This window comes from Streptomyces sp. NPDC001410, from assembly GCF_042895235.1.
GTDB lineage: Bacteria > Actinomycetota > Actinomycetes > Streptomycetales > Streptomycetaceae > Streptomyces.
This window is the reverse complement of sequence record NZ_JBIAWE010000002.1, coordinates 632,176-655,302: the sequence shown is the minus strand read 5'-3', so window position 1 is coordinate 655,302 and position 23,127 is coordinate 632,176. Positions and strand designations below refer to the sequence as shown.

Here is a 23,127-nt window from a genome sequence, read left to right as displayed (position 1 = left end):
CGGATATCGCACAGAAGACATGCGCCGGATTCTGACACGCGGTCAGAGGGGCCCGGCAAACGTATTTACGGCCGGTCGAGCCGCAGCCGCTGCGCCCTCGGCAGGCCCGCGACGACGAGGTCGTACGAGTCCTCGATCAGCTCGCGGACCAGGCGGTCCGGGAGTTCGCCGTCCACGGTGACGGTGTTCCAGTGTCGCTTGTTCATGTGGTAGCCGGGGATGATCAGTCCCTCGTGCTCACCGCGCAGCCGGACCGCGTCGTCCGGGTCGCACTTGAGGTTGACCGTCAGGGGCCGCGCGTCCAGCCAGCTCAGCGCGAACATCTTGCCCAGGACCTTGAAGACCGAGACGTCCGGGCTGAACGGGAAGTCCTCGACCGCCGCGTTGAAGGACAGGCAGAAGGCGCGCAGCTCCTCGGGGGTCACTCGGGATTCTCCTCCTCGGGCGGGTCCGCCGGGCCCAGCGGCTCCACCAGGACGGTCACGATCTTGTTCCGGCGGCCGGCCGCGGCCTCCGCGGTCAGGCGCAGCTCGCGGCCGTCGGGCAGTTCCACGACCGAGGACGCGCCGGCGATGGGCACGCGGCCGAGCGCCTTGGCGAGCAGGCCGCCGACGGTCTCCACGTCCTCGTCGTCGTACTCCTCCAGGCCGTACAGCTCTCCGAGGTCGGTGATGTCGAGGCGCGCGGTGACCCGGTAGCGGTCGTCGCCGAGGTCCTCCACGGGCGGGAGCTCACGGTCGTACTCGTCGGTGATCTCGCCGACGATCTCCTCGAGGATGTCCTCGATGGTGACGATGCCGGCGGTGCCGCCGTACTCGTCGATGACGACGGCGACGTGGTTGCGGTCCTTCTGCATCTCGCGCAGCAGGTCGCCGGCGTTCTTGGTGTCGGGGACGAAGACCGCCGGGCGCATGGCCGTGGACACCAGGTCGTTCTCGGCGTCGCGGCTGATGTGCGTCTTGCGGACCAGGTCCTTCAGATACACGATCCCGACGACGTCGTCCTCGCTCTCACCGGTGACCGGGATCCGCGAGAAGCCGGAGCGCAGGGCGAGGGTGAGGGCTTGCCGGATGGTCTTGTAGCGCTCGATCACCACCAGGTCGGTGCGCGGGACCATGACCTCCCGTACGAGGGTGTCGCCCAGCTCGAAGACCGAGTGCACCATGCGGCGCTCCTCGTCCTCGATCAGCGACTCCTTCTCGGCGAGGTCGACCAGCGCGCGCAGCTCCGCCTCGGAGGCGAACGGACCGCGGCGGAAGCCCTTGCCGGGGGTGAGCGCGTTGCCGATGAGGATGAGGAGCGACGGGATCGGGCCCATGATCCGGGCGAGGGGCAGCAGCACGTACGCCGCCGCCGTCGCCGTGTTCAGCGGGTGCTGGCGGCCGATGGTGCGCGGGGAGACGCCGACGGCGACGTACGACACCAGGACCATCACGCCGATGGCGACCAGCAGGGCCTGCCAGGTGGCCGCGAACTCCTGCAGGCAGGCGTACGTCACCAGGGCCGCGGCCGCCATCTCGCAGGCGACGCGGACCAGCAGGGCCACGTTCAGATAGCGGGTGGGGTCGGCGGCGACCTGGGCCAGCTTGGCGCTGCCACGCCGGCCGTTGCGCACGGCCTCCTCGGCGCGGAAGCTGGAGACGCGCGCGATGCCCGCCTCCGCACACGCGGCCAGCCAGGCGACGACAACCAGGGCGATCGCGCCGATCACGATCTGCGGACTCATGCGAAGACCGGCCCTCGGACTACGAGACGGTCGGCGCCGGCGACGGGCCGGTCAGCCCGCGCTCGGCCCGCCACCCGTCCACGATGGCGGCCTGGAGCCCGAACATCTCGGCCTTCTCGTCGGGCTCCTCGTGGTCGTACCCGAGCAGGTGCAGCACTCCGTGGACGGTGAGCAACTGGAGCTCCTCGTCCATGGAGTGCTGCGTCGGCGCTTCCGCGCCCTGCTTGGTGGCGACCTCCGGGCACAGCACGATGTCGCCGAGCAGCCCCTGCGGCGGCTCGTCGTCGTCCTTCGAGGGCGGCCGCAGCTCGTCCATCGGGAACGACATGACATCGGTGGGACCCGGCAGATCCATCCACTGGATGTGCAACTGCTCCATGGCGTCGGCGTCCACGACGATCACCGAGAGCTCGGAGAGCGGGTGGATGCGCATCCGCGCGAGCGCGTAGCGGGCGATGTCGAGGATCGCCTGCTCGTCTACCTCGGTGCCGGACTCGTTGTTGACGTCGATCGACATGGTCGTGCTGGTCTACTTCCCCTTGGAGCCCTTGGCACCGGTCCTGCCGTGGCCGCCCTTGTGGGCGCCGTTCTCGGTGCCGTGCTTGCTGTCGTACAACTCGTACGCGTCGACGATACGGCCCACCAGCTTGTGCCGTACGACATCGTGGGACGACAACCGGGAGAAGTGGACGTCCTCCACGCCCTCCAGGATCTCCTGCACCTGCCGCAGACCGCTCTTCGTGCCGTTCGGCAGGTCGACCTGCGTCACGTCACCGGTGATCACGATCTTCGAGTCGAAGCCGAGGCGGGTGAGGAACATCTTCATCTGTTCGGGGCTCGTGTTCTGTGCCTCGTCGAGAATGATGAAGGCGTCGTTGAGCGTACGACCGCGCATGTACGCGAGCGGCGCGACCTCGATCGTGCCCGCGGCCATCAGGCGCGGGATCGAGTCCGGGTCGAGCATGTCGTGCAGCGCGTCGTACAGCGGGCGCAGGTAGGGGTCGATCTTCTCGTAGAGCGTGCCCGGCAGGAAGCCGAGGCGCTCGCCGGCCTCGACCGCGGGACGGGTCAGGATGATCCGGTTGACCTGCTTGGACTGCAGGGCCTGCACGGCCTTGGCCATGGCCAGGTAGGTCTTGCCGGTACCGGCGGGGCCGATGCCGAAGACGATCGTGTGCTTGTCGATCGCGTCGACGTACCGCTTCTGGTTGAGCGTCTTGGGGCGGATCGTGCGGCCGCGGGAGGACAGGATGTTCTGCGTCAGTACCTGGGCCGGGGTCTCCGGTCCGTCACTCGTCCCTGCCTCGCTCGCCTTGAGCATCGCGATCGAGCGTTCCACTGCGTCCTCCGTCATCGGCTGCCCGGTGCGGAGCACCAGCATCATCTCGTCGAACACGCGCGAAATGAGGGCGACGTCCGCAGGGTCGCCGACCGCGCTGATCTCATTGCCCCGGACATGGATGTCAGCTGCCGGGAAGGCCTTCTCGATCACGCGCAGAAGGGAGTCGCCGGAACCCAGCACGGTCACCATGGGGTGCTGGGCGGGGACGGTGAGCTGCGCTCGTGCCTGCTCCTGCGCGGGGGTGTGAGCTGTGGGTGTCTGAGTCATGGGCCGGCGCTGTAGGCCTGCGGTTCCTCCTCGTCACGGCCGCATAGCTGAGGGCGGCCTCGCGATTCCAGGGTACGACGGTGGACTGACAAGGCCGTAGGGCTTTTCAGAGGGCCACTTTTCCGCCTACCGAGTCGGGTGGTGGGTGGGCACAGGCCGGGGGTCCAGGGGGCGGGAGCACCCTGGAACGTCAGCTGGACCGGCGGAACCCGATGGTCGGCACGGCCCGCCGCAACGGCCACACCCGGTCCAGTTCCTCAGGCACCAGCCCGTCGAGGAAGGCGAACCTCTGCAACGCCACCCGGTCCTGCCCTGGAAGGGACTGCACCTTCCGCCACCACGCCCCGACCTCCGACCACCCCGGCGCCGACAGCGAGCCCCCGAACTCCTGCACCGACAGAGCCGCCGTGAGCCCGGCAAAGGCAAGACGATCGGCAAGCGGCCACCCCGCCAGCGTGCCGGTCACGAACCCGGCCACGAACACATCCCCCGCCCCGGTCGGATCCAGCGCCTCCACCGCGATCGCGGGCACCTCGGCCGTCTCCCCCGTACGCCGGTCCACCGCGTACGCCCCCTCCGCCCCGAGCGTCACCACCGCCAGCGGCACGTACTCGGTCAGCGCCCGCGCCGCCGCCCGCGGGCAGTCCACGCCGGTGTACCGCATCGCCTCCTGCGCGTTGGGCAGGAACGCCTCGCAGTGTTCGAGGTCGGGGAGGCCCGCCAGGTCCCAGGCCCCGGTGTCGTCCCAGCCGACGTCCGCGAAGACCCGGGTGCCCGCGCGGGCGGCCTGGGCGATCCAGGGGGCGCGGGTGCCGGGAACGAGAGAGGCGACGGCCGCACGCGCGCGGGGCGGGAAGTCCGGCGCCGGCTCCTCCGGCGGCGGCTCGTGGCCGTGGGACACCATGGTCCGCTCGCCCTCGTAGGCCATGGAGACGGTCACCGGCGAGTGCCAGCCGGGCACGGTCCGCGAGAGGGTGAGGTCGATGCCCTCGCCCTGTTCCAGCGCGTCCCAGCAGTACTCGCCGTAGTGGTCGTCCCCGAAGGCCGCCGCAAGGGACGTCCGCAGACCGAGGCGGGCGAGCGCGGCGGCCATGTTGGCGACCCCGCCCGGGCTGGAGCCCATCCCCCGGGCCCAGGACTCGGTGCCGCGCACGGGCGCCGAGTCCAGGCCGGTGAAGATGATGTCGAGGAAGACGGTGCCCGTGAGGTAGACGTCCCAGGGCGGATCGTCCGGTGCGCGCAGGGCGACCAGCGGGTCGACCTGGGCCCGGCAGGGCGCTGCACGGGTGAGGTGCTCCGGTTCCTCTCCGGCGATCGCGTGGGACGGGGTCACGGTGCGCTCCCTGAGGTGATGCGGATCTGGCCAGTGTGCACCAGATCCCACCCGGGGCGCGGCTACCAGCGGGGCATCACCGGCGTCCGCCAGTGCGGCTCGGCCACCCGCATCGCCGCCGCGTCGTCCCGCTCGCGCATCGTGCCGTCGTCCTCGGCCCACCGCCGGTGCAGCCGGGCCAGCTCGTCCCGGTCCAGTTCGACGCCGAGGCCGGGTGCGTCGGACACCGCGACCCTGCCGTCGGTGAACGCGATCCGCTCGGTGAGGACGTCCTCGGACTGCCAGGGGTAGTGGGAGTCGCAGGCGTGGTGGAGGCCGGGCACGGTGGACGCCACCTGGGTCATGGCGGCGAGGCTGATGCCGAGGTGGGTGTTGGAGTGCATGGACACCCCGACGCCGAAGACGTCGCAGATCGCGGCGAGGTGCTGGGTGTTGCGCAGTCCGCCCCAGTAGTGGTGGTCGGAGAGCACCACCTGGACGGCGTCCTTGGTGAACGCCTCCTTGATCTCGCCGAACGTCGTCACGCACATGTTGGTGGCGAGCGGGATGTCCGTCCCGGCCGACACCTGGGCCATCGCGGGAGTGCCCAGGGTCGGGTCCTCCAGGTACTCCAGGACGTCCCCGAGTTCCTTGGCCACCTTCAGCGAGGTCTCGACGGACCAGGCGCCGTTGGGGTCGAGCCGCAGCGGATGCCCGGGGAAGGCCTCGGCGAGGGCGCGTGCGGCCGCGATCTCCTCCTCGGGCGGGAAGACACCGCCCTTGAGCTTGAAGGAGGTGAACCCGTACCGCTCCTTGAACTTCCGTGCCTGGGCGACGACTCCGGCCGGGTCCAGGGCGGCGCCCCAGTCGTCCGGCTCGGCCGTGACGCCCTCCGGGTGGCCGGCCCACTTGTAGAAGAGGTAGGCGCTGTACTCGACCGCGTCCCGCACCCTGCCGCCGAGCAGTGCGTGCACGGGCAGCCCGAGAGCCCGGCCCTGGGCGTCCAGGCAGGCCACCTCGAAGGCGGAGAGCACGGACAGCCGCAGTTTGTCGGCGCTCTGCACGCCCCGCAGGCCGCCGGCGTCCACGGCGCCCCCGATCCGGTCCTCGTCCACGGTGAGGTCCAGCCCGAACAGTCCGTTCACATCCATGACCGATCGTCCGGGGAGGCGCTCGGCGAGGGAGCGGGCCGGCTCCAGGTACTTGGTGTCGCCGTAGGTCTCGCCGAGCCCGGTGATCCCGTCGGCCGTGACCACCTCCACGATCAGCCGGGGGGTGTACGGCTGGTGCACACCCTGGGTGTTGAGCAGCGGTGCGTCGGCGACCAGGATCGGCGTCAGGCGTACCTCGGTGATGGTCAGGTCACGGGTCACAGGGAGGCTCCTACGAGGTCGAGTCCGGCGGTGAGGAGGGTCTTCAGGTCGGCGAGATCGGCGGGCGCGGGGTCGGTGAGCGGGGCGCGGACGGGGCCGACGCGTTCACCGCGCAGCCGGGCCGCCGCCTTCACCAGGGACACCGCGTATCCGGGTGCGCGGTCGCGGAGTTCGACGAAGGGGACGTAGAAGTCGCGCAGCAGCTTCTCGGTCGTGCCGTGGTCGCCGCCCTGCAGCGCGGTGAAGAAGGCGCCCGCGATCTCGGGGGCGAAGGCGTGCACGGCGGAGGAGTAGGCGGGGACGCCGACGGTGGCGTAGGCGCGGGCCTGGATCTCGGCGGTGGCGGCGCCGTTGAAGAACAGGAAGTCCTCGGGGGCGGCGAGGGTGAGGCGCTGGAGGCGGTCGAGGTCACTGTGGCCGTCCTTGAGGCCGATGACGTTCGGGATGCGCGCGATACGCCGCAACGCGGCCACACCATAGGCGACCTGGCCCCGCTGGTAGGCGATGATCGGCAGCCGGGTGCGGGCGGCGAGCTGCTCCAGCTGGGCGGCGAGGCCCTCCTGCGGGGCGGCGACCAGGTAGTGCGGCAGCACGAGCAGGGCGTCGGCGCCGGCCTCCTCGGCGATCCGCGCGAACCGGGCGGCCTGCGCCCAGCCGTATCCCGTCCCGGCCACCACGGGCACCTGTCCGGCCGCCTCCTCGACGGCGATGGTGACGACCTGCCGGTACTCCTCCTCGTCCAGCGAGAAGAACTCGCCGGTGCCGCAGGCCGGGAAGAGGGCCCCGGGACCGGCGGCGAGCCGCGCGGCGACATGGGCGCGCAGGCCGTCCGGGTCGAGGGAGCCGTCGTCGTGGAAGGCGGTGAGCGGGAAGGACAGCACGCCGTGCGCCATGCCCTCCCGCAGCCGCCGCGCCACGTCCTGCGGAGTCGGGTCGCCGCCCACCTGACCATCTCCCCTTATGAATGTTGTCTATGTATGAGAACAGAGGCTAGATACACGGACACACGAGAGTCAATGAGGGAACAGAAGGAACAGAGGGAACAGCAAAAGAGCCCCATCCCGCACACAGCGGGATGGGGCTCTACTGGAGCGCCGGGCAGGCCTTGCACCTGCATCTCCCCGCAGGAAGCGGGGCGTCTTTCCTTGGACCACCAACGCACTGTCCGGCACCGGGAGTTCCGGCGACCGCGACGTGATCAACCATAGCGCATCCGGCGGGTCACAAGCCAACTCGCCAACAAGGGGCGCGCTCATACCCCGGCCCACCGATCACAAACACGAAAGTGACCCGGATCACGCCGGCCGACCTTCTTCCCGAACCGCGTAATTGATACAACTTGCTCGCGCGTTCCTGTCCGTCGACGGTCGTCGCTCATCCCCCCTCTTTTCCGAGCCGCTGCTCTCGTCCGCCCTGGAACGCCCGTGTCCGCCCCCCGCTCCCTGCCCTGGCCCCTCGTCGCCCTTTTCACGGCCGGGTACCTCGCCCCGTACCTGCTCCCGACCACCGTCGGCCGGCTCGACACCGGGCTTCCGCTCTCCGTCACCCAGGCCGGTGCCATCGGCAGTGCGCTGCTGCTGAGTTCGGCCGCGGCGGGCTTTCTGCTGGCCTCCCAGATCGAGCGGATCGGCGCCCGCACCCTCGCCCGGCTCGGGCTCACGCTCGCCTTCCTCGGCTACGGCGGCGCCGCGCTCACCGGAGTCGTACCAGCCGTCGTCGCCGGCGCGCTGATCGGCGGGTTCGGGTCCGGCACGGTCACGGCGGTCGCCGCCGGCGGCATCGCCGGACAGCAGGACCCGCACCGGGTCACCACGTTCGGTCTGCTCGGTGTCTCCGCCCTCGCAGGCGCCCTCTACCTGACGATCCCGCACCTCGGCCCCGGCCACGGGCAGCCCCTCGCCGCGATCGCGCTGACCGCCCTCGCGGCCTGGCCGCTCACCGGCCGCCTGTCCGGCCGTACGGCCCCGGCCCGCACCCTCCCCCACGCTCGAACACGCTCGCGCGGGGGGACCCCCATCGAGCGCCGCCGACTCCCCCACCTGCGCGCCGGTCTGCTGCTGGCCGCCGCCATGCCCTGCTGGTCCCTGGCGCAGAACTCCCTGTGGGGCGTCAGCGGCCGTATCGGTCTCGACCAGGCACACCTGACCGAGGTCACCGTCGGCGCGGTGTTCGCGGTCGCGCTCGGCGCCGGCCTTCTCGGAGGCGTGGGCGCGGGGGCGCTCGGGCCGCGGCTGGGCCGGGCGGTGCCGATCGGCGTGGGTACGGCGCTCATCGCGGGCTGCATCGCGCTCAGCGCCTCGGCGACCGACCTGGCGTCCTTCGCCGGGGGCGAGATCGCCTGGAACGTGGTCTACCCGGTCGTGCTGTCGTACGTCATCGGCCTCGCCGCCTCCCTCGACCCGCGCGGCCGCTGGGCGGTGTTCGTCGGCTCGGCGGCGTCCCTGGGCACCGCCGCGGGCCCGCTGGCCGGGAGCATGCTGGCGGCGTGGGCGGGCTTCCCGGTCATGGGCGAGGTGCTGGCCGTCGGGCTGCTGGCGGTGGCGGTCCCGATGACGGTGGTGGCGCTGCGGGCGGGCAGGCAGACGGTCTCCGTGGTGGAGATCCAGCTGGACACCCCGGTCGTGCCCGCCCAGCCCGCGTACGACACCGCCTACCCGAACTCGTACGCCTCGACCTCGGCGATGTAGCGGGCCCGCCGCTCCTCGTCGTCCTCCAGGAAGGACGCGAGGAAGGAGTTGCGGGCCAGCTCGCGCATCTGCTCCCTGGGCAGCCCGAGGGCGTCGCGCACCGCGTGGTAGTTGTCGGCGACGTACCCGCCGAAGTAGGCCGGGTCGTCGGAGTTGACCGTGCACAGCAGACCCGCGTCGAGCATGGCCGGAAGGGGATGGTCCGCGAGGACGTCCACCGCCCGCAGCCGGACGTTGGACAGCGGGCACAGGGTCAGCGGGATGCGCTCCCGGACCAGCCGCTCGACCAGCTCCGGGTCCTCCATGCAGCGCAGGCCGTGGTCGATCCGCTCGACGCCGAGGACGTCCAGGGCCTCGGTGATGTACGCGGGCGGACCCTCCTCACCGGCGTGCGCCACCCGGCGCAGCCCGAGCGCGGCGGCGGCCTCGTACACCTCCCGGAACTTCACCGGCGGGTGCCCGACCTCGGCCGAGTCGAGGCCGACGCCGGTGATCCGGTCCAGGTAGGGCCTGGCCGCCTCCAGGGTCTCGAGCGCCGAGTCGGCGGACTCGTCGCGCAGGAAGCACATGATGAGCTTCGTGGAGACGCCGTGGTTCTCCTCGCTGCGGCCGAGCGCCCGCCACAGCCCCTCGACGACCGTGCCCATGGCCACGCCCCGCGCGATGTGCGCCTGCGGGTCGAAGAAGATCTCCGCGTGCCGCACGCCCTGCGCGGCGGCCCGGGCGAGGTAGGCGTCGGCCAGGTCGGCGAAGTCCTGCTCGGTGCGCAGGACGGCCATCAGCTCGTAGTACAGGTTCAGGAAGGACCGGAGGTCCTCGAACTGGTACGCCTTGCGCAGCTCGTCGGTGTCGGCGTAGGGCAGCTCGACACCGTTGCGGGCGGCCAGCTCGAACGCCAGCTCGGGCTCCAGGGTGCCTTCGATGTGGAGGTGCAGTTCTGCTTTGGGGAGGGGCATCAAAGCATCGTAAGCGTGTTTTATACGCGCTTCGGAACCGGCACTCGCAGAAGGTCGTGCGCCACGGTCAGCTCCCCCTCGAACCCGGCGGAACGCGCCTGCCGCTCGAACTCCTCGGGGCCGGAGTAGCGCTGGCTGAAGTGGGTGAGGACGAGGTGCCGCACCCCCGCGTCCCGGGCCACGGACGCCGCCTGACCGGCCGTGAGATGGCCGTGGTCCTCCGCGAGTTCGAGGTCCTCGTCGAGGAACGTGGACTCGATGACCAGCAGGTCGCAGCCCTCGGCGAGCGCGTGCACCCCGTCGCACATCCGGGTGTCCATGACGAACGCGAACCGCTGCCCGCGCCGTACCTCACTGACCTCGTCCAGGGTCACGTCCCCGAGCCGGCCTTCGCGCTGGATCCGGCCGACGTCCGGCCCCTTGATCCCGTGCGCGGCGAGCCGGTCGGGCAGCATGCGGCGGCCGTCGGGTTCGACCAGCCGGTAGCCGTAGGACTCGACGGGGTGGGACAGCTTGCGGGCTTCGAGCGTGTACGCCGGGGTCCGTGCGAGGGTGCCGTCGGCGTCGACCGGTGCCTCGGTGAGGCGGACGGTCTCCCGGTAGGCGGTCGCGTACCGAAGCCGGTCGAAGAAGCGCTGCCCGGAGCGCGGGTAGTGCGCGGTGACCTCGTGCGGCACCTGGTCGAGGTTGATCCGCTGGATCACCCCGGCGAGGCCGAGGGAGTGGTCGCCGTGGAAGTGCGTGACGCAGATCCGGTTCAGGTCGTGGGCGGCGACCCCGGCGCGCAGCATCTGCCGCTGTGTGCCCTCGCCGGGGTCGAACAGGATGCCCTCGCCGTCCCAGCGCAGCAGGTAGCCGTTGTGGTTGCGGTGCCGGGTCGGGACCTGGCTGGCGGTGCCGAGGACCACCAATTCACGTACAGACATGACGACTTATCCGGGGGGCCATTGCATGCCACGGCCACCGAGGATGTGCGCATGGGCGTGCCAGACGGTCTGACCGGCGCCGCTGCCGGTGTTGAAGACGACGCGGTAGCTCTCCAACTTGTCCTCGTCGGCGACGGCCTGGACCTCGCGCAGTATGTCGGCGGCGACGGTCGGTTCCGCGGCGGCGAGTTCGGCCGCGTTCTTGTAGTGCACCCTGGGGATCACCAGGACGTGCGTGGGCGCCTGGGGGTTGATGTCCCGGAAGGCGACGGTGGTTTCCGTCTCACGGACGATCGTCGCCGGGATGTGCCCTGCGACGATCTTGCAGAACAGGCAGTCGTCCTGCGGTTCTCCCGCCATTGCGCTGCGCTCGCTTTCGCCGGTGATCAGTACGGGGGGCATCGTAGTCGGTTGGGTGCGGGTCCGGTGGGGGCTGGTCGCGCCCCGCGGCGGAGCCGCATATCGACACGGCCCCGCGCCCCTTAAGTCGGCAAGCCCGGCGGAGTTTTAGCCGGCTGCTCCTCCAGTGCCTCCAGCGCCAGGCTGATCGCTTTGTCCAGCTGGGTGTCCCTGTCCGCGGCGTAGTCCTGCGGACGCTGGACGACCTCCACATCGGGGTCCACCCCGTGGTTCTCGACGCCCCACTCGTATCCCTCCAGCCAGAACGCGTACTTCGGCTGGGTGATCAGGGTGTCGTCGACCAGGTGGTAGCGGCTGTCGATGCCGATGACGCCGCCCCAGGTGCGGGTGCCGACGACCGGGCCGATGCCGAGGGCCTTGATCGCCGCGTTGACGATGTCGCCGTCGGAGCCGGAGAACTCGTTGGCGACGGCGACGACGGGGCCGCGCGGCGCGTCGTGCGGGTAGCTGTACGGCCGCATGCCGCGTGGCAGCGCCCAGCCGACGATGCGCCGGGCCAGCTTCTCCACGACGAGCTGGGAGGTGTGGCCGCCACGGTTCTCGCGGACGTCGACGACCAGGCCCTCGCGGGCCACCTCGACGCGCAGGTCGCGGTGGATCTGGGCCCAGCCGGGTGCCTGCATGTCGGGCACGTGGAGGTAGCCGAGGCGGCCGCCGGACGTCTCGTGGACGTAGGCGCGACGGTCGGCGACCCAGGCGTGGTAGCGCAGGGGCTCCTCGTCGGCGAGGGGGACCACGACCGCGTGCCGGGGGTCGCCCCCGCCGGCGGGCGAGATGGTCAGCTCGACCGGCTTTCCGGCCGTGCCGATCAGCAGCGGGCCGGGGCCGGTGACGGGGTCGACCGGCTGTCCGGCGACCGCGACGATCGCGTCCCCGGGACGCACGGCGACACCGGGCGCGGCGAGCGGGGAGCGGGCCTGGGGGTCGGAGGTCTCCGCAGGCAGGATGCGGTCGATGCGCCAACCGCCGTCCGCGTGACGGGAGATGTCGGCGCCGAGCAGGCCCTGCCGGGCGCCGTTGCCGAAGCCGCCGCGCGGGGTGACGTAGGCGTGCGAGGTGCCGAGTTCGCCCTGCACCTCCCACAGGAGGTCCACCAGGTCGTCGTGGGTGGCGAGGCGGCCGAGGAGGGGGCGGTAGCGGTCGAGGACGCCGTCCCAGTCGACGCCGCTCATGTCCGGCCGCCAGAAGTTGTCCCGCATGATGCGGCCGGTCTCGTCGTACATCTGGCGCCACTCGGCGGCCGGGTCGACGGTCTGCCGGATCCGGCTCAGGTCGACGGTGATGTTCGAGTCGCTGTCCTCGTCGTCGGAGGCGCGCCGGTCGGCGGGTACGACCTTGAGGCGGCTGTCGGTCCACAGCAGCACCCGCTTGCCGTCGCCGCTGACCTCGAAGTGGTCGGCGTCGGCGGCGAGGTGCTCCAGGCGCTGCTGGGCGAGGTCGTAGCGCTCCAGCTCGGTCTTGGGATCCGGGTCGTCGGGAGTGGCCCGGGACGCGCCGAGGACGCCGCGCACCGGGTAGCGCAGCCACAGCACGCCGTCCTTGGCGGCCCGCAGGTTGGCGTAGCGGCCCGCCTCGACCGGGAACGGGACTATCCGGTCGGCGAGCCCTTCGAGGTCGATCCGGGTCGCAGGGGTGCCCTCGGCGTCGGGGGTCTCCTCCTTGTCGGGGGTCCCGAAGGGCCGGCCGTGCCGCTGCGGCCCGAACGGGGACGGTGTGGTCGCGGCGAGGGTGATCAGGTGCGGGCGGACGCCCTCGACGAAGGCCAGGTCGAAGACGTGCTCGTCGTAGACCGGGTCGAAGGAGCGGCTGGAGAGGAAGGCGAGGTGCTTGCCGTCCAGGGTGAAGGCGGGCGCGTAGTCCTGGAAGCGCAGCGGGGTCGCCTCGGTGACCGACAGGTCGGTGGTGTTGGCGATGCGGAGCTGGCAGAGCGGATGCGGGCCGGGGTGGGACCAGGCGAGCCAGCCGGAGTCGGGCGAGAAGGCGAGGCCGCTGACGTCCCCGTCCTCGCTGCGGTCCACCTCGCGGACCTCGCCGGTGTCGCGCTCGACCAGCAGCAGCCGGCCGTCGTGCGAGGCGACGGCGGCCCGGCTGCCGTCGGGGGCCATGGCCAGTTCCAGGACGCGGCCGAGCTGTCCGGCGGCGATCCGGCGCGGGACGGCGCCGGGTGCGACGCCGGTGGCGGGCGCGAACTCCAGGGCGTCCTCGCCCTCGGCGTCCGTCACCCACACCACCCATTCCTCGCCGTCCGCGCGGAAGGTGCGCGGCAGCCGGGCCCGTACGCCGGGCTGTGCGGCCAGCGCGCGGGCCGGGCCGGAGCGGTGGGTGACCCAGTGGACGGCGCCGCGCACGGCGACCGCGCTGCCGCGCGCGGTGTGGTCGGGGGTGGCGTGGTCGAACCAGCGGGAGGCGTTCACGGGGTGGGGCTGCAGGTCGACGCGCGCACCGCCGAGCCGGACGTCCAGGCGGCGTGGCTCTGCGCCGTCGAGGTCGTCGAGCAGCCAGAGTTCGCCCGCGCTGCAGTAGACGACGCGGCGGCCGTCCGAGGCGGCGTGCCGGGCGTAGAAGCCGTCGAGGGGGGTGTGGCGCCGCAGGTCGGACCCGTCGGCGAGGGAGGAGTAGAGGGCTCCGGTGCCCTCGTGGTCGGACAGGAACGCGATCCGGTCCCCGACCCACACCGGGTACTCGATGTTCCCGTCCAGCTCCTCGTGCAGCCGCACGAACTCGCCGGCGCCTGCTTCGCCTTCGGCGGCACGGTCGATCCACAACTTGCCCGCCGTGCCGCCCCGGTAGCGCTTCCACCAGGCGGCCTCGCGGCCCATCGGGGCGGACAGCAGCACGGTGTGCGGGCCGTACGCGACGTCGCCGACCGGACCGTACGGCAGCGTGGTGGCGGGGCCGCCGTCCAGCGGGATCGCCCGCGCCCAGCTGCGGCGCAGGCTCGCCTGGCCCTGGGTGCTGACCGCGAGGACCTCGCCGTCCGGGGTCCAGCCGCGCACCTGGGTCTTCGAACTCCCCCAGTACGTCAGCCGCTTGCCGGGGCCGCCGGCGACCGGGGCGACGTGCACCTCGGGGGCGCCGTTGCGGGTGGAGGTCCAGGCGACGCTCGTACCGTCGGGCGAGATGCGGGGGTGGGTCACCGGCACGTTGTCGGCGCTGACCCGCCAGGCCCGCCCGCCGTCCAGGGGTGCGAGCCACACGTCGTCCTCGGCGGTGAAGGTCACCAAGTCGCCGTGGAGATGGGGGAATCGGAGGTAGCCGGAGGTTCCCGTCGAAGCGCCCTTAGTCACCCCGTCACTTTACGCAGCGACCGCCGTCCGCGCCCCCGGTTTCGATCACTTGCCCTGCGCGGGCCAACAGGTCGGGTCACCCTTGCACCAGATCGTCCGGGTCACGGTGACGGTGACGGTCGGCTGCGCGCCGGAGGGCCGGTAGGTGACGGGCGGGGCGTACGTCGGTCCCGGCTTGGCGTTGCAGTTGCCCAGTCCGCCGACGTGGAACACCTGCTTGCCCTCGACCCGGGCCGTCAGATCCCCGCGCACACAGGCGCCGTCGACGGCCTTGGTCACCACCCCGACGACGGTGATCTTCCGCAGGTCGTCGGTCTGTCCCTGACAGTCGACGGAGACGACGGTGGTCTGTGTCGGCGAGGGTGCCCGCCCGGGCGTGCGGCTGCCCGAGCTGCCGTAGTTCCCGGTGCAGGTGAGCCAACTCACGTGCACATGCTGCCGTTTCAGCTCTGCGGTGGCGGTCGTGTCGGTGGTGTACGCCACCGCGGCCGAACCGGGACCCCCCGGCTGGCACCCCACGACCGCTCCCACGGCCATCACGGCAAGCCCGGCCGCACCCAGCACACGCACGGGCCGCGCCCGACACCGAATCCGCCTCGACACCCCCATGCAGGGCAGCGTGCCACCGGCCCACCCACGACGGAAGACCGCTTACGGTCACTCGTCAGTTCGGAGCGGTCACCTTCGGATGACCTCAGCTGCGCAGCAGCAGCCACTCCTGCAGCTCCACCAGGTTGCCCTCGGGGTCCTTGAGGTGGGCCACGCGCATGCGGTCGGTCATGGGGGCCGGGCCGTGGAGCAGGGTGGCGCCGCGGGAGGTGATCTGCTCGCAGTAGGCGTCGAGATCGTCGACGCGCAGGACGACCAGGGAGCGGTGGCCGTCGGCCGGGTCGCTCAGTTCGTTCAGGATCTCGGCCATCATGGCGCGGTCCTGGAGGGCGATCCCGGCGGAGCCTGCGTGCGGGCTGAACTTCTCGTACGGGCCCTCGGTGGCGCCGGACTGCGGCTTGAGGCCGAGGACTTCGGCGTAGAAGTGGTAGCAGGCGGCGAAGTCGGTGACGAGGAGCCGTACCTGTGCGAGTTCCATCGTGTTCCCCCAGGTTCGTGTCAGGACCAGCGGCCGGTGCGGCCCAGGAGCAGCGCGGTGGCCGCGGTGCCCGCGGTCGACGTGCGCAGCACGCTACGCCCGAGCCGGTAGGCCTTCGCGCCGGCCTCCTCGAAGAGTGCCAACTCCTCGGGGGAGACGCCGCCTTCGGGCCCGACGACCAGCACGATCTCGCCCGTGACGGGGAGTTCGGCGGTCGCGAGCGGCTCGCTGCCGTAGTCGCGGTCCTCGTGCAGGACGGCGGCGAAGTCGGCTTTGGCGAGAAGTGCGGCGACCTGCTTGCTCGTCGCCGTGTCCGCCACCTCCGGGAAGCGCAGGCGGCGGGACTGCTTGCCGGCCTCGCGCGCGGTGGCCCGCCACTTGGCGAGCGCCTTGAGGCCCCGGTCGCCCTTCCACTGGGTGATGCAGCGGGCAGCCGACCAGGGCACGATCGCGTCGACGCCGGTCTCGGTCATCGTCTCCACGGCCAGCTCACCGCGGTCGCCCTTGGGCAGGGCCTGGACGACGGTGATACGGGGGCTCGGCTCGGGTTCCACCGGGAACTCGAAGGGCTCGACGACCAGGTGGTCCTTCCCCGACGCGCTGAGGACGACCCCGGCCGCCCCCCGGCCCTTCCCGTCGGTGATCACCACGTCCTCACCGGACTGCAACCGCCGTACGGAGACCGCGTGCCGCCCCTCGGGGCCCGTCACGTCGATGATCGACCCGGGGCCCACGCCCTCCAGGGAGTCGACGACGAAGACCGGAGCCGTCATCGCCCGTCACCTCCGTCCGGCAACGCTGTCCTCGCCGCATCGAGCTCGCCGACGAGGACCTCCACCAGCTCCCCGGCGGGCAGCTCGCGGGCCAACCGGTGGCCCTGGCCCGCCCACAGCGCCATGCCCTGGGCGTCGCCGGCCTTGGCGGCGGCCTTGCGCAGCGGTGAGGTCAGATGGTGGATCTCGGGGTAGGCGGCGGGGGCGTACGGGCCGTGCTCGCGCAGGAAGCGGTTGACCAGGCCGCGCGCCGGGCGGCCGGAGAAGGCGCGGGTCAACTCGGTGCGGGCGAACAGGGGGTTGGTCAGCGCCTGCTTGTGCAGGGTGTTGGCGCCGGATTCCGGGGTGGCAAGGAACGCCGTGCCCAGCTGGGCCGCGCCCGCACCCGCCGCGAGGACGGCGGCGATCTGGCTGCCGCGCATCAGGCCGCCGGCGGCGACGACCGGGATGCTGACGGCCTCCCGGACCTGGGCGATCAGCGAGAGCAGGCCGATGCCGGAGCCGTCGTTCTCGGGGATGTCCCGGTGGGTGCCCTGGTGGCCGCCGGCCTCCACGCCCTGTGCGATCACCGCGTCCGCGCCGGCCCGCTCGACCGCGAGGGCCTCCTCGGCGGTGGTGGCGGTGACCAGGGTGAGGGTTCCGGCACGGCGCAGGGAGTCGAGGACGTCCCGGCTCGGGATGCCGAAGTGGAAGGAGACCACCGGCACCGGGTTGTCGAGGAGGACCGCGAGCTTGGCGTCGTAGCCGTCGTCCCGGCCACTGTCGGGGTCGCCCAGCTCGGTCTCGTACCAGGCGGCCTCACCGGCCAGCTGGTGCGCGTAGACCTCGACGGCGCCCGACTCCGCATACTCCGGCTGGGGCATGAAGAGGTTCACGCCGAAAGGCCGGCTCGTGAGCCCCCGCAGATGCTTGATCTCCTGGTACATGCCGTCGGCGGTCTTGTATCCGGCGGCGAGGAACCCGAGGCCGCCCGCCTCGGACACGGCGGCGGCGAGCTGCGGGACGGAGACACCGCCCGCCATGGGGGCCTGCACGATCGGGTGGGGGAAGAGATCGGTCAGTGCGGAGGACATGACGGCATGTTGTCACGTCCTTTGAACAAGTCCGAATCCGGGCGTCCCACGGCATAGGCCACCGGCATACGGGGTGCCGGGGCACCCCGTAGCCGATGGTTCAGCGCCCGTTGAAAGCGTCCTTCAGGCGGGAGAACAGCCCCTGCTGACCCGGCTGGAACTGTCCCTGCGGACGCTCCTCGCCGCGCAGCTTCGCCAGCTCGCGCAGCAGCCGTTCCTGCTCGGGGTCGAGCTTGGTCGGGGTCGTGACCTCGACGTGGACGATCAGGTCACCCCGGCCGCCGCCGCGCAGGTGCGTGACGCCCCGGTTGTGCAGCGGGATCGACTGGCCGGACTGGGTGCCGGGCCGGATGTCGACCTCCTCCATGCCGTCCAGGGTCTCCAGCGGCACCTTGGTGCCGAGGGCCGCCGCCGTCATCGGGATCGTGACCGTGCAGTGCAGGTCGTCGCCGCGCCGCTGGAAGGTCGGGTGCGGCAGCTCGTGGATCTCGACGTAGAGGTCACCGGCCGGACCGCCGCCGGGGCCGACCTCGCCCTCGCCGGCCAGCTGGATGCGGGTGCCGTTGTCGACACCGGCCGGAATCTTGACGGTCAGCGTGCGACGGGAGCGGACGCGCCCGTCACCGGCGCACTCCGGGCACGGGGTCGGCACGACCGTGCCGAAGCCCTGGCACTGGGGGCAGGGGCGGGAGGTCATGACCTGGCCCAGGAAGGACCGGGTCACCTGGGAGACCTCACCGCGGCCGCGGCACATGTCACACGTCTGGGCGGACGTGCCGGGAGCGGCACCTTCACCGTTACAGGTGTTGCAGACGACCGCGGTGTCGACCTGGATGTCCTTGGTCGTCCCGAAGGCCGCCTCGTCCAGCTCGACCTCGATGCGGATCATCGCGTCCTGGCCGCGCCGGGTGCGCGAGCGCGGGCCGCGCTGCGACGCCGTACCGAAGAACGCGTCCATGATGTCGGAGAAGTTGCCGAAGCCACCGGCCCCGAAGCCGCCCGCTCCGGCGCCGCCCGCCTGGGAGAGCGGGTCGCCGCCGAGGTCGTAGACCTGCTTCTTCTGCGGGTCCGACAGCACCTCGTAAGCGGCGTTGATCTCCTTGAACCGCTCCTGGGTCTTCGGATCCGGGTTGACGTCCGGGTGCAGCTCGCGCGCGAGCCGACGGAACGCCTTCTTGATCTCATCCTGCGACGCGTCGCGGCGCACGCCGAGAACGGCGTAGTAGTCCGTGGCCACTTACGACTCCGCCAGGATCTGTCCGACGTACCGTGCCACTGCGCGTACCGCTCCCATCGTTCCCGGGTAGTCCATGCGGGTCGGTCCGACCACGCCGAGCTTGGCAACCGCCTCGCCGCCCGAACCGTAGCCGACCGACACGACGGAGGTGGAGTTGAGTCCCTCGTGGGCGTTCTCGTGCCCGATGCGCACGGTCATGCCCGGATCCTTCGCCTCGCCGAGGAGCTTGAGGAGCACGACCTGCTCCTCAAGGGCCTCCAGGACGGGCCGGATCACGAGGGGGAAGTCATGTCCGAAGCGGGTGAGATTGGCGGTACCGCCGATCATCAGCCGCTCCTCGTTCTCCTCGACCAGTGTCTCCAGCAGGGTGGAGAGCACTGCGGAGACCGTACCGCGGTCCTCGACGTCGAAGGCCTCGGGCAGGTCCTCGACCAGGCGCGGCACGTCGCTGAACCTGCGGCCCGCGACCCGGCTGTTCAGCCGGGCCCTGAGGTCCGCCAGGGACGCCTCGCCGAAGGGCGCCGGGCAGTCGACCATCCGCTGCTCGACCCGGCCGGTGTCCGTGATCAGCACGAGCATCACGCGCGCGGGAGCGAGCGAGAGCAGCTCCACGTGCCGCACGGTGGACCGGGTCAGGGACGGGTACTGCACGACGGCGACCTGCCGGGTCAGCTGCGCGAGCAGCCGTACCGTGCGGGCCACGACGTCGTCGAGGTCGACGGCGCCCTCCAGGAAGTTCTGGATCGCGCGGCGCTCGGGCGCGGTCATCGGCTTGACGCCCGCGAGCTTGTCCACGAACAGCCGGTAGCCCTTGTCGGTGGGGATGCGCCCGGCACTGGTGTGCGGCTGGGCGATGAACCCCTCGTCCTCCAGGGCAGCCATGTCGTTGCGCACGGTCGCCGGGGAGACGCCGAGGTTGTGCCGCTCGGTGAGCGCTTTCGAGCCCACCGGCTCCTCGGTGCCCACGTAGTCCTGGACGATGGCGCGCAGCACCTGAAGCCTGCGTTCACTCAGCATTCGCGCGCACCTCCAGCATGTCGTCCCCTCGGTTCTTCCGGTCGCCCGCCTGGCACTCTGCGTGTCCGAGTGCCAGCCTTCCCCAGCCCAGTGTACGGGCGTGGGGTACTCACTGGGCAAGGTCGGTCCTGCTGTTCCGGGTTGTACCGCTAGCGTCGCGGTATGACGGTGACTTGGGAAGAGCTGGGGTGGGAGCGGCTGGCGCCCGGGGTGGGGCGGTGCCGGCTGCCCGGCTGGGACTGCACCGTGGGCCTGGTTCTCGGGGCGGGTACGGCACTGATGGTGGACGCCGGGTCGAGCCCGGCCGAGGGCGAGCGGCTGCGGACGTGGGCGGAGCAGCTGGCGGGGCACGGTGTGACCCATCTCGCGCTCACCCATCCCCACTTCGACCACGTCTTCGGCGCGGCCGCCTTCGCCGGGGCGCAGACGTACGCGGCGGTGGGCATCGACGCGGTGTTCGCGTACGAACGCGAGGAGCTGCGCCGGGACGCGGTCCGGCACGGACTGCCGGCCGCGGACGCGGACGCGGCCGTCGCCGCCCTGACTCCTCCCCGCCACCTGGTCTCCGGCGAGTGGACGCTGGACCTCGGCGACGGCCGGCAGGTGCTGCTGGCCAACGTGGGCCCCGGCCACACGGCCCACGATCTCGTGGTGCTCGTCCCCGGCCCGGTCTCCGGCGCCGCCGAGATCGTCTTCTGCGGCGACCTGGTGGAGGAGTCCGGCGAACCCCAGGCGGGCCCGGACGCCGTACCGTCCCGCTGGCCCGACGCCCTGGACCGGCTGCTCGCCCTCGGCGGCGAGGACGCGCTGTACGTCCCCGGTCACGGTGCGGTGGTCGACGCGGCGTTCGTACGACGGCAACGCGACGAGCTGGCAGCGCGTTTCGGCGTGTCGTGAGTGCGGGTCGGCGGCTTCTCCTATCGTCATCCGAATGCGCCAGTACTCACCGGACCTGACCCCGCCCTGGAAGAAGCCCAAGCCCGTGCCGGAGGTCCCGGCGGAGCCCGGCCTGGTGGTCGAGGAGCCCGGTACCGGTTTCTGCGGCGCGGTGATCCGCTGCGAGGCGGGCACGGTGACGCTGGAGGACCGCTTCGGCAAGCACCGGGTGTTCCCGCTGGAGCCGCGCGGCTTCCTGCTGGAGGGCAGGGTGGTCACCCTGGTGCGGCCCGCATCGGGTCCGGTACGGCCCACCCGTACGGCGTCCGGTTCGGTGGCCGTCCCCGGTGCACGCGCGCGCGTGGCCCGCGCCGGCCGCATCTACGTCGAGGGCCGGCACGACGCCGAACTGGTCGAGAAGGTGTGGGGCGACGACCTGCGCATCGAGGGCGTGGTCGTGGAGTACCTGGAGGGCGTGGACGACCTGCCGGCGATCGTGGCCGAGTTCGCGCCGGGTCCGGATGCGCGCCTGGGCGTACTCGTGGACCACCTGGTGCCGGGCACGAAGGAGTGGCGCATCGCCGAGTCGGTGACGAGCGAGCACGCGCTGGTGCTCGGTCACCCGTACATCGACATCTGGGAGGCCGTGAAGCCGTCGTCCCTGGGGATCCCCGGCTGGCCCCGGGTGCCGCGCGGGGAGGACTGGAAGACGGGGGTGTGCCGGGCGCTGGGGTGGCCGCCGGAGAACACCGGGGCGGTGTGGCAGGCGATCCTGAAGCGGGTGGGGTCCTACAGGGACCTGGAGCCGGAGTTGCTGGGGCGGGTGGAGGAGCTGATCGACTTCGTTACGGGTAGCGGTGGGGCCTGACGTTGGGGAAGGTTCCGAACTCGGTCGTATCCAGTTCGAGCCCCAGAGCCTCCAACAGAACTGAGTTCCCGAACTTGATGATCTCCTGGCTCAGGTAGTCGGCGTCTTCCCCCTGGCCTGCGGGCTTCGTCAGTAGGACGCAGTGCGCCATGATCGGGTCGAGGATGAGGTAGGTGGGAATCTTTCCCGCCGCGTAGATCGAGCGCTTGACCACGTAGTCCTGGTGAACGCTGTACTTGGAGACAACCTCGACCACCGCCGTGACCAGCTCTGACGGCAGCAGGTGCCCCGAGGCAGGCAGCACGTCCGGCGCCGCGACAACCAGATCCGGGATGGGCACACTCTGCTCGCCGACGATGTCGACGTCCTGGGTCTGAAGGGGATACCAGCGGTCCATGGGAATCTGCCGCTGTGTATGCAGCACGATCAGGTTGTGCACCAGATCTGGGCTGGCCATCATCACGATTACCCCCCGGAGGAGCTCAGCCTTGACGCCCTCGGGAGGCTCGAACTTGTCGAGGTAATCGGCCATTCCACGCTCGTCCACAAGCGTCATCTCCGTGGCCTCCAGATCCGCCGCGTCCTGTCGGCGGCAGCCTACGAACCAGGTTAGGGACCGAACCGGCGTTCCGCTGGGATTCATCCGCCGGAGTGATCAGTCCACCAGATCCCGCACCACCGCATCCGCCAACAGCCGCCCGCGCAGCGTCAGCACCGCCCGTCCGTCCTCGTACGGCCCTTCCTGAAGTAGCCCGTCCGCCAGTGCCCGCCGGGAAGCCGCGAGCCCCTGATCCTTCAGCAGGGACAGCGGCGCCCCCTCCCGCAGCCGCAGCTCCAGCAGGATGCGCTCCACCCGGCGGTCCTCGTCGGACAGCAGCTCCCGGCCCGCGCCCGGTGAGCGGCCCGACGCCAGCGCCGCCGCGTACGCCCCCGGGTGCTTGACGTTCCACCAGCGCACCCCGCCCACGTGCGAGTGCGCCCCCGGCCCGGCGCCCCACCAGTCCGCGCCCCGCCAGTACAGCTCGTTGTGCAGGCAGCGGGCCGACTCCGAGGTGGCCCAGTTGGAGACCTCGTACCAGTCGAAGCCGGCCGCTGACAGCATCTCCTCGGCGATCAGATAGCGATCGGCGTGGACGTCGTCGTCCGTCATCGGGACCTCGCCCCGGCGGATCCTTCTCGCCAGCTGGGTGCCCTCCTCGACGATCAGCGCGTACGCACTGATGTGGTCGGGCCCCGCCCCCAGCGCCGCGTCCAGTGAGGCCCGCCAGTCGTCGTCCGACTCCCCCGGCGTGCCGTAGATCAGGTCCAGGTTGACGTGCTCGAAGCCGGCGGCCCGTGCCTCCGCCACGCACGCCTCGGGGCGCCCCGGGGTGTGCGTGCGGTCGAGCACGCGCAGCACGTGCTGTTTCGCGCTCTGCATGCCGAAGGAGATCCGGTTGAAGCCGCCCGCGCGCAGGGCGGCGAGGTAGGCCGGGTCGACCGACTCCGGGTTCGCCTCCGTCGTGATCTCCGCGTCCGGCGCGAGACCGAACTCGTCGCGGATCGCGCCCAGCATCCGCACCAGGTCGTCGGCGGCCAGCAGGGTCGGCGTGCCGCCGCCCACGAAGACCGTGCGGACCTCGCGCGGGTCGTCGCCGAGCACCTTGCGGGCCAGGCGGACCTCGTCGGTCAGGGTGTCCGCGTAGTTGTCCCGGGAGGCGAGCACTCCGCCGGTGCCGCGCAGCTCGGTCGCGGTGTACGTGTTGAAGTCGCAGTAGCCGCAGCGGGTCGCGCAGTACGGGACGTGCAGATAGAACCCGAGGGGTCGGTCAGCGGCGCCGGCGAGCGCGGCGGCGGGCAGCGCGCCGTCGTCGGGGACCGGCTCGCCGTCGGGGAGTGCGGAAGGCATGTCCTCCATTGT

Annotated in this window: 22 protein-coding genes and 1 tRNA gene; 3 read left to right on the top strand and 20 right to left on the bottom strand. The window is 71.6% G+C overall.

What is annotated here, in order from left to right; translation table 11 throughout:
* Positions 1-65 precede the first annotated feature (65 nt).
* From ACFY3C_RS06430 to ACFY3C_RS06395, 8 genes are all read right to left on the bottom strand, one after another.
* Complete coding sequence (locus tag ACFY3C_RS06430; protein WP_390769907.1) at positions 66-425, bottom strand: MmcQ/YjbR family DNA-binding protein; 360 nt, start codon at positions 423-425, stop codon at positions 66-68.
* Positions 422-1,726: a hemolysin family protein gene (locus ACFY3C_RS06425; protein WP_386571906.1), complete on the bottom strand. Its 1,305-nt coding sequence runs from the start codon at positions 1,724-1,726 to the stop codon at positions 422-424. The genes ACFY3C_RS06430 and ACFY3C_RS06425 overlap by 4 nt, the downstream gene beginning before the upstream one ends.
* Before the next feature lie 19 nt (positions 1,727-1,745).
* Entirely contained in the window at positions 1,746-2,243 is a 498-nt protein-coding gene (ybeY, locus tag ACFY3C_RS06420) for an rRNA maturation RNase YbeY (RefSeq protein ID WP_386571905.1), read from the bottom strand.
* A gap of 12 nt (positions 2,244-2,255) precedes the next feature.
* Positions 2,256-3,335, bottom strand: a complete 1,080-nt coding sequence (locus ACFY3C_RS06415) for a PhoH family protein (protein WP_386571904.1) — start codon at positions 3,333-3,335, stop codon at positions 2,256-2,258.
* 190 nt (positions 3,336-3,525) lie between these two features.
* Positions 3,526-4,668, bottom strand: a complete 1,143-nt coding sequence (locus ACFY3C_RS06410; protein WP_390769906.1) for a carbohydrate kinase family protein — start codon at positions 4,666-4,668, stop codon at positions 3,526-3,528.
* Between the two features lie 62 nt (positions 4,669-4,730).
* Positions 4,731-6,020, bottom strand: a complete 1,290-nt coding sequence (locus ACFY3C_RS06405; protein ID WP_390769905.1) for a glucarate dehydratase family protein — start codon at positions 6,018-6,020, stop codon at positions 4,731-4,733.
* On the bottom strand, positions 6,017-6,913 hold the full coding sequence (locus tag ACFY3C_RS06400; protein WP_386572449.1) for a 5-dehydro-4-deoxyglucarate dehydratase: 897 nt from the start codon (positions 6,911-6,913) through the stop codon (positions 6,017-6,019). The genes ACFY3C_RS06405 and ACFY3C_RS06400 overlap by 4 nt, the downstream gene beginning before the upstream one ends.
* Positions 6,914-7,107: 194 nt before the next feature.
* A tRNA-Gly gene (locus tag ACFY3C_RS06395) sits at positions 7,108-7,180 on the bottom strand.
* Positions 7,181-7,444: 264 nt separating this feature from the next.
* Between ACFY3C_RS06395 and ACFY3C_RS06390 the strand changes: the two genes are divergently transcribed.
* On the top strand, positions 7,445-8,707 hold the full coding sequence (locus ACFY3C_RS06390; protein WP_390769904.1) for an MFS transporter: 1,263 nt from the start codon (positions 7,445-7,447) through the stop codon (positions 8,705-8,707).
* On the opposite strand, the gene ACFY3C_RS06385 is transcribed toward ACFY3C_RS06390, so the two are convergent.
* The 10 genes from ACFY3C_RS06385 to hrcA all read right to left on the bottom strand — a co-directional run bounded on the left by ACFY3C_RS06385 (position 8,671) and on the right by hrcA (position 19,483).
* Positions 8,671-9,663 (bottom strand): adenosine deaminase, encoded by a 993-nt coding sequence (locus ACFY3C_RS06385; protein ID WP_390769903.1) that lies wholly within the window; start codon positions 9,661-9,663, stop codon positions 8,671-8,673. The genes ACFY3C_RS06390 and ACFY3C_RS06385 overlap by 37 nt on opposite strands.
* A 20-nt stretch (positions 9,664-9,683) precedes the next feature.
* Positions 9,684-10,589 (bottom strand): ribonuclease Z, encoded by a 906-nt coding sequence (locus tag ACFY3C_RS06380; RefSeq protein ID WP_390769902.1) that lies wholly within the window; start codon positions 10,587-10,589, stop codon positions 9,684-9,686.
* Between the two features lie 6 nt (positions 10,590-10,595).
* Positions 10,596-10,949, bottom strand: a complete 354-nt coding sequence (locus tag ACFY3C_RS06375) for a histidine triad nucleotide-binding protein (protein ID WP_390769942.1) — start codon at positions 10,947-10,949, stop codon at positions 10,596-10,598.
* A gap of 122 nt (positions 10,950-11,071) precedes the next feature.
* Entirely contained in the window at positions 11,072-14,233 is a 3,162-nt protein-coding gene (locus ACFY3C_RS06370; RefSeq protein WP_390769941.1) for a S41 family peptidase, read from the bottom strand.
* A 108-nt stretch (positions 14,234-14,341) separates the two neighbouring features.
* Positions 14,342-14,860 (bottom strand): hypothetical protein, encoded by a 519-nt coding sequence (locus tag ACFY3C_RS06365; protein WP_390769940.1) that lies wholly within the window; start codon positions 14,858-14,860, stop codon positions 14,342-14,344.
* Positions 14,861-14,990: 130 nt separating this feature from the next.
* A complete protein-coding gene (locus tag ACFY3C_RS06360; protein ID WP_390769901.1) occupies positions 14,991-15,383 on the bottom strand; it encodes a VOC family protein in 393 nt (130 codons plus the stop codon).
* A 20-nt stretch (positions 15,384-15,403) separates the two neighbouring features.
* Complete coding sequence (locus ACFY3C_RS06355) at positions 15,404-16,156, bottom strand: 16S rRNA (uracil(1498)-N(3))-methyltransferase (protein WP_390769900.1); 753 nt, start codon at positions 16,154-16,156, stop codon at positions 15,404-15,406.
* Positions 16,153-17,229 carry a nitronate monooxygenase gene (locus ACFY3C_RS06350; protein WP_390769899.1) on the bottom strand — a complete coding sequence of 359 codons (1,077 nt, stop codon included), beginning with the start codon at positions 17,227-17,229 and terminating at the stop codon, positions 16,153-16,155. The genes ACFY3C_RS06355 and ACFY3C_RS06350 overlap by 4 nt, the downstream gene beginning before the upstream one ends.
* Before the next feature lie 100 nt (positions 17,230-17,329).
* Positions 17,330-18,466 (bottom strand): molecular chaperone DnaJ, encoded by a 1,137-nt coding sequence (gene dnaJ, locus ACFY3C_RS06345; RefSeq protein ID WP_389174497.1) that lies wholly within the window; start codon positions 18,464-18,466, stop codon positions 17,330-17,332.
* Complete coding sequence (gene hrcA / locus ACFY3C_RS06340; protein WP_389174500.1) at positions 18,467-19,483, bottom strand: heat-inducible transcriptional repressor HrcA; 1,017 nt, start codon at positions 19,481-19,483, stop codon at positions 18,467-18,469. It abuts the gene before it with no gap.
* Positions 19,484-19,645: 162 nt separating this feature from the next.
* On the opposite strand from hrcA, the gene ACFY3C_RS06335 reads away from it, so the two are divergent.
* Both ACFY3C_RS06335 and ACFY3C_RS06330 read left to right on the top strand, forming a co-directional pair.
* Positions 19,646-20,380 carry an MBL fold metallo-hydrolase gene (locus ACFY3C_RS06335; protein WP_390769898.1) on the top strand — a complete coding sequence of 245 codons (735 nt, stop codon included), beginning with the start codon at positions 19,646-19,648 and terminating at the stop codon, positions 20,378-20,380.
* A gap of 34 nt (positions 20,381-20,414) precedes the next feature.
* Positions 20,415-21,227, top strand: coding sequence for a DUF3097 domain-containing protein (locus tag ACFY3C_RS06330; RefSeq protein ID WP_390769897.1), 813 nt, complete (start codon positions 20,415-20,417; stop codon positions 21,225-21,227).
* Here the strand turns inward: ACFY3C_RS06330 and ACFY3C_RS06325 are convergent.
* The gene (locus ACFY3C_RS06325) at positions 21,205-21,783 is read right to left on the bottom strand and encodes a Uma2 family endonuclease (RefSeq protein ID WP_390769896.1); all 579 of its coding nucleotides are present in this window, start codon (positions 21,781-21,783) and stop codon (positions 21,205-21,207) included. The two genes, ACFY3C_RS06330 and ACFY3C_RS06325, sit on opposite strands and share 23 nt — an antisense overlap.
* Positions 21,784-21,882: 99 nt before the next feature.
* Positions 21,883-23,115, bottom strand: coding sequence for a radical SAM family heme chaperone HemW (gene hemW / locus ACFY3C_RS06320; protein ID WP_390769895.1), 1,233 nt, complete (start codon positions 23,113-23,115; stop codon positions 21,883-21,885).
* Positions 23,116-23,127 lie beyond the last annotated feature (12 nt).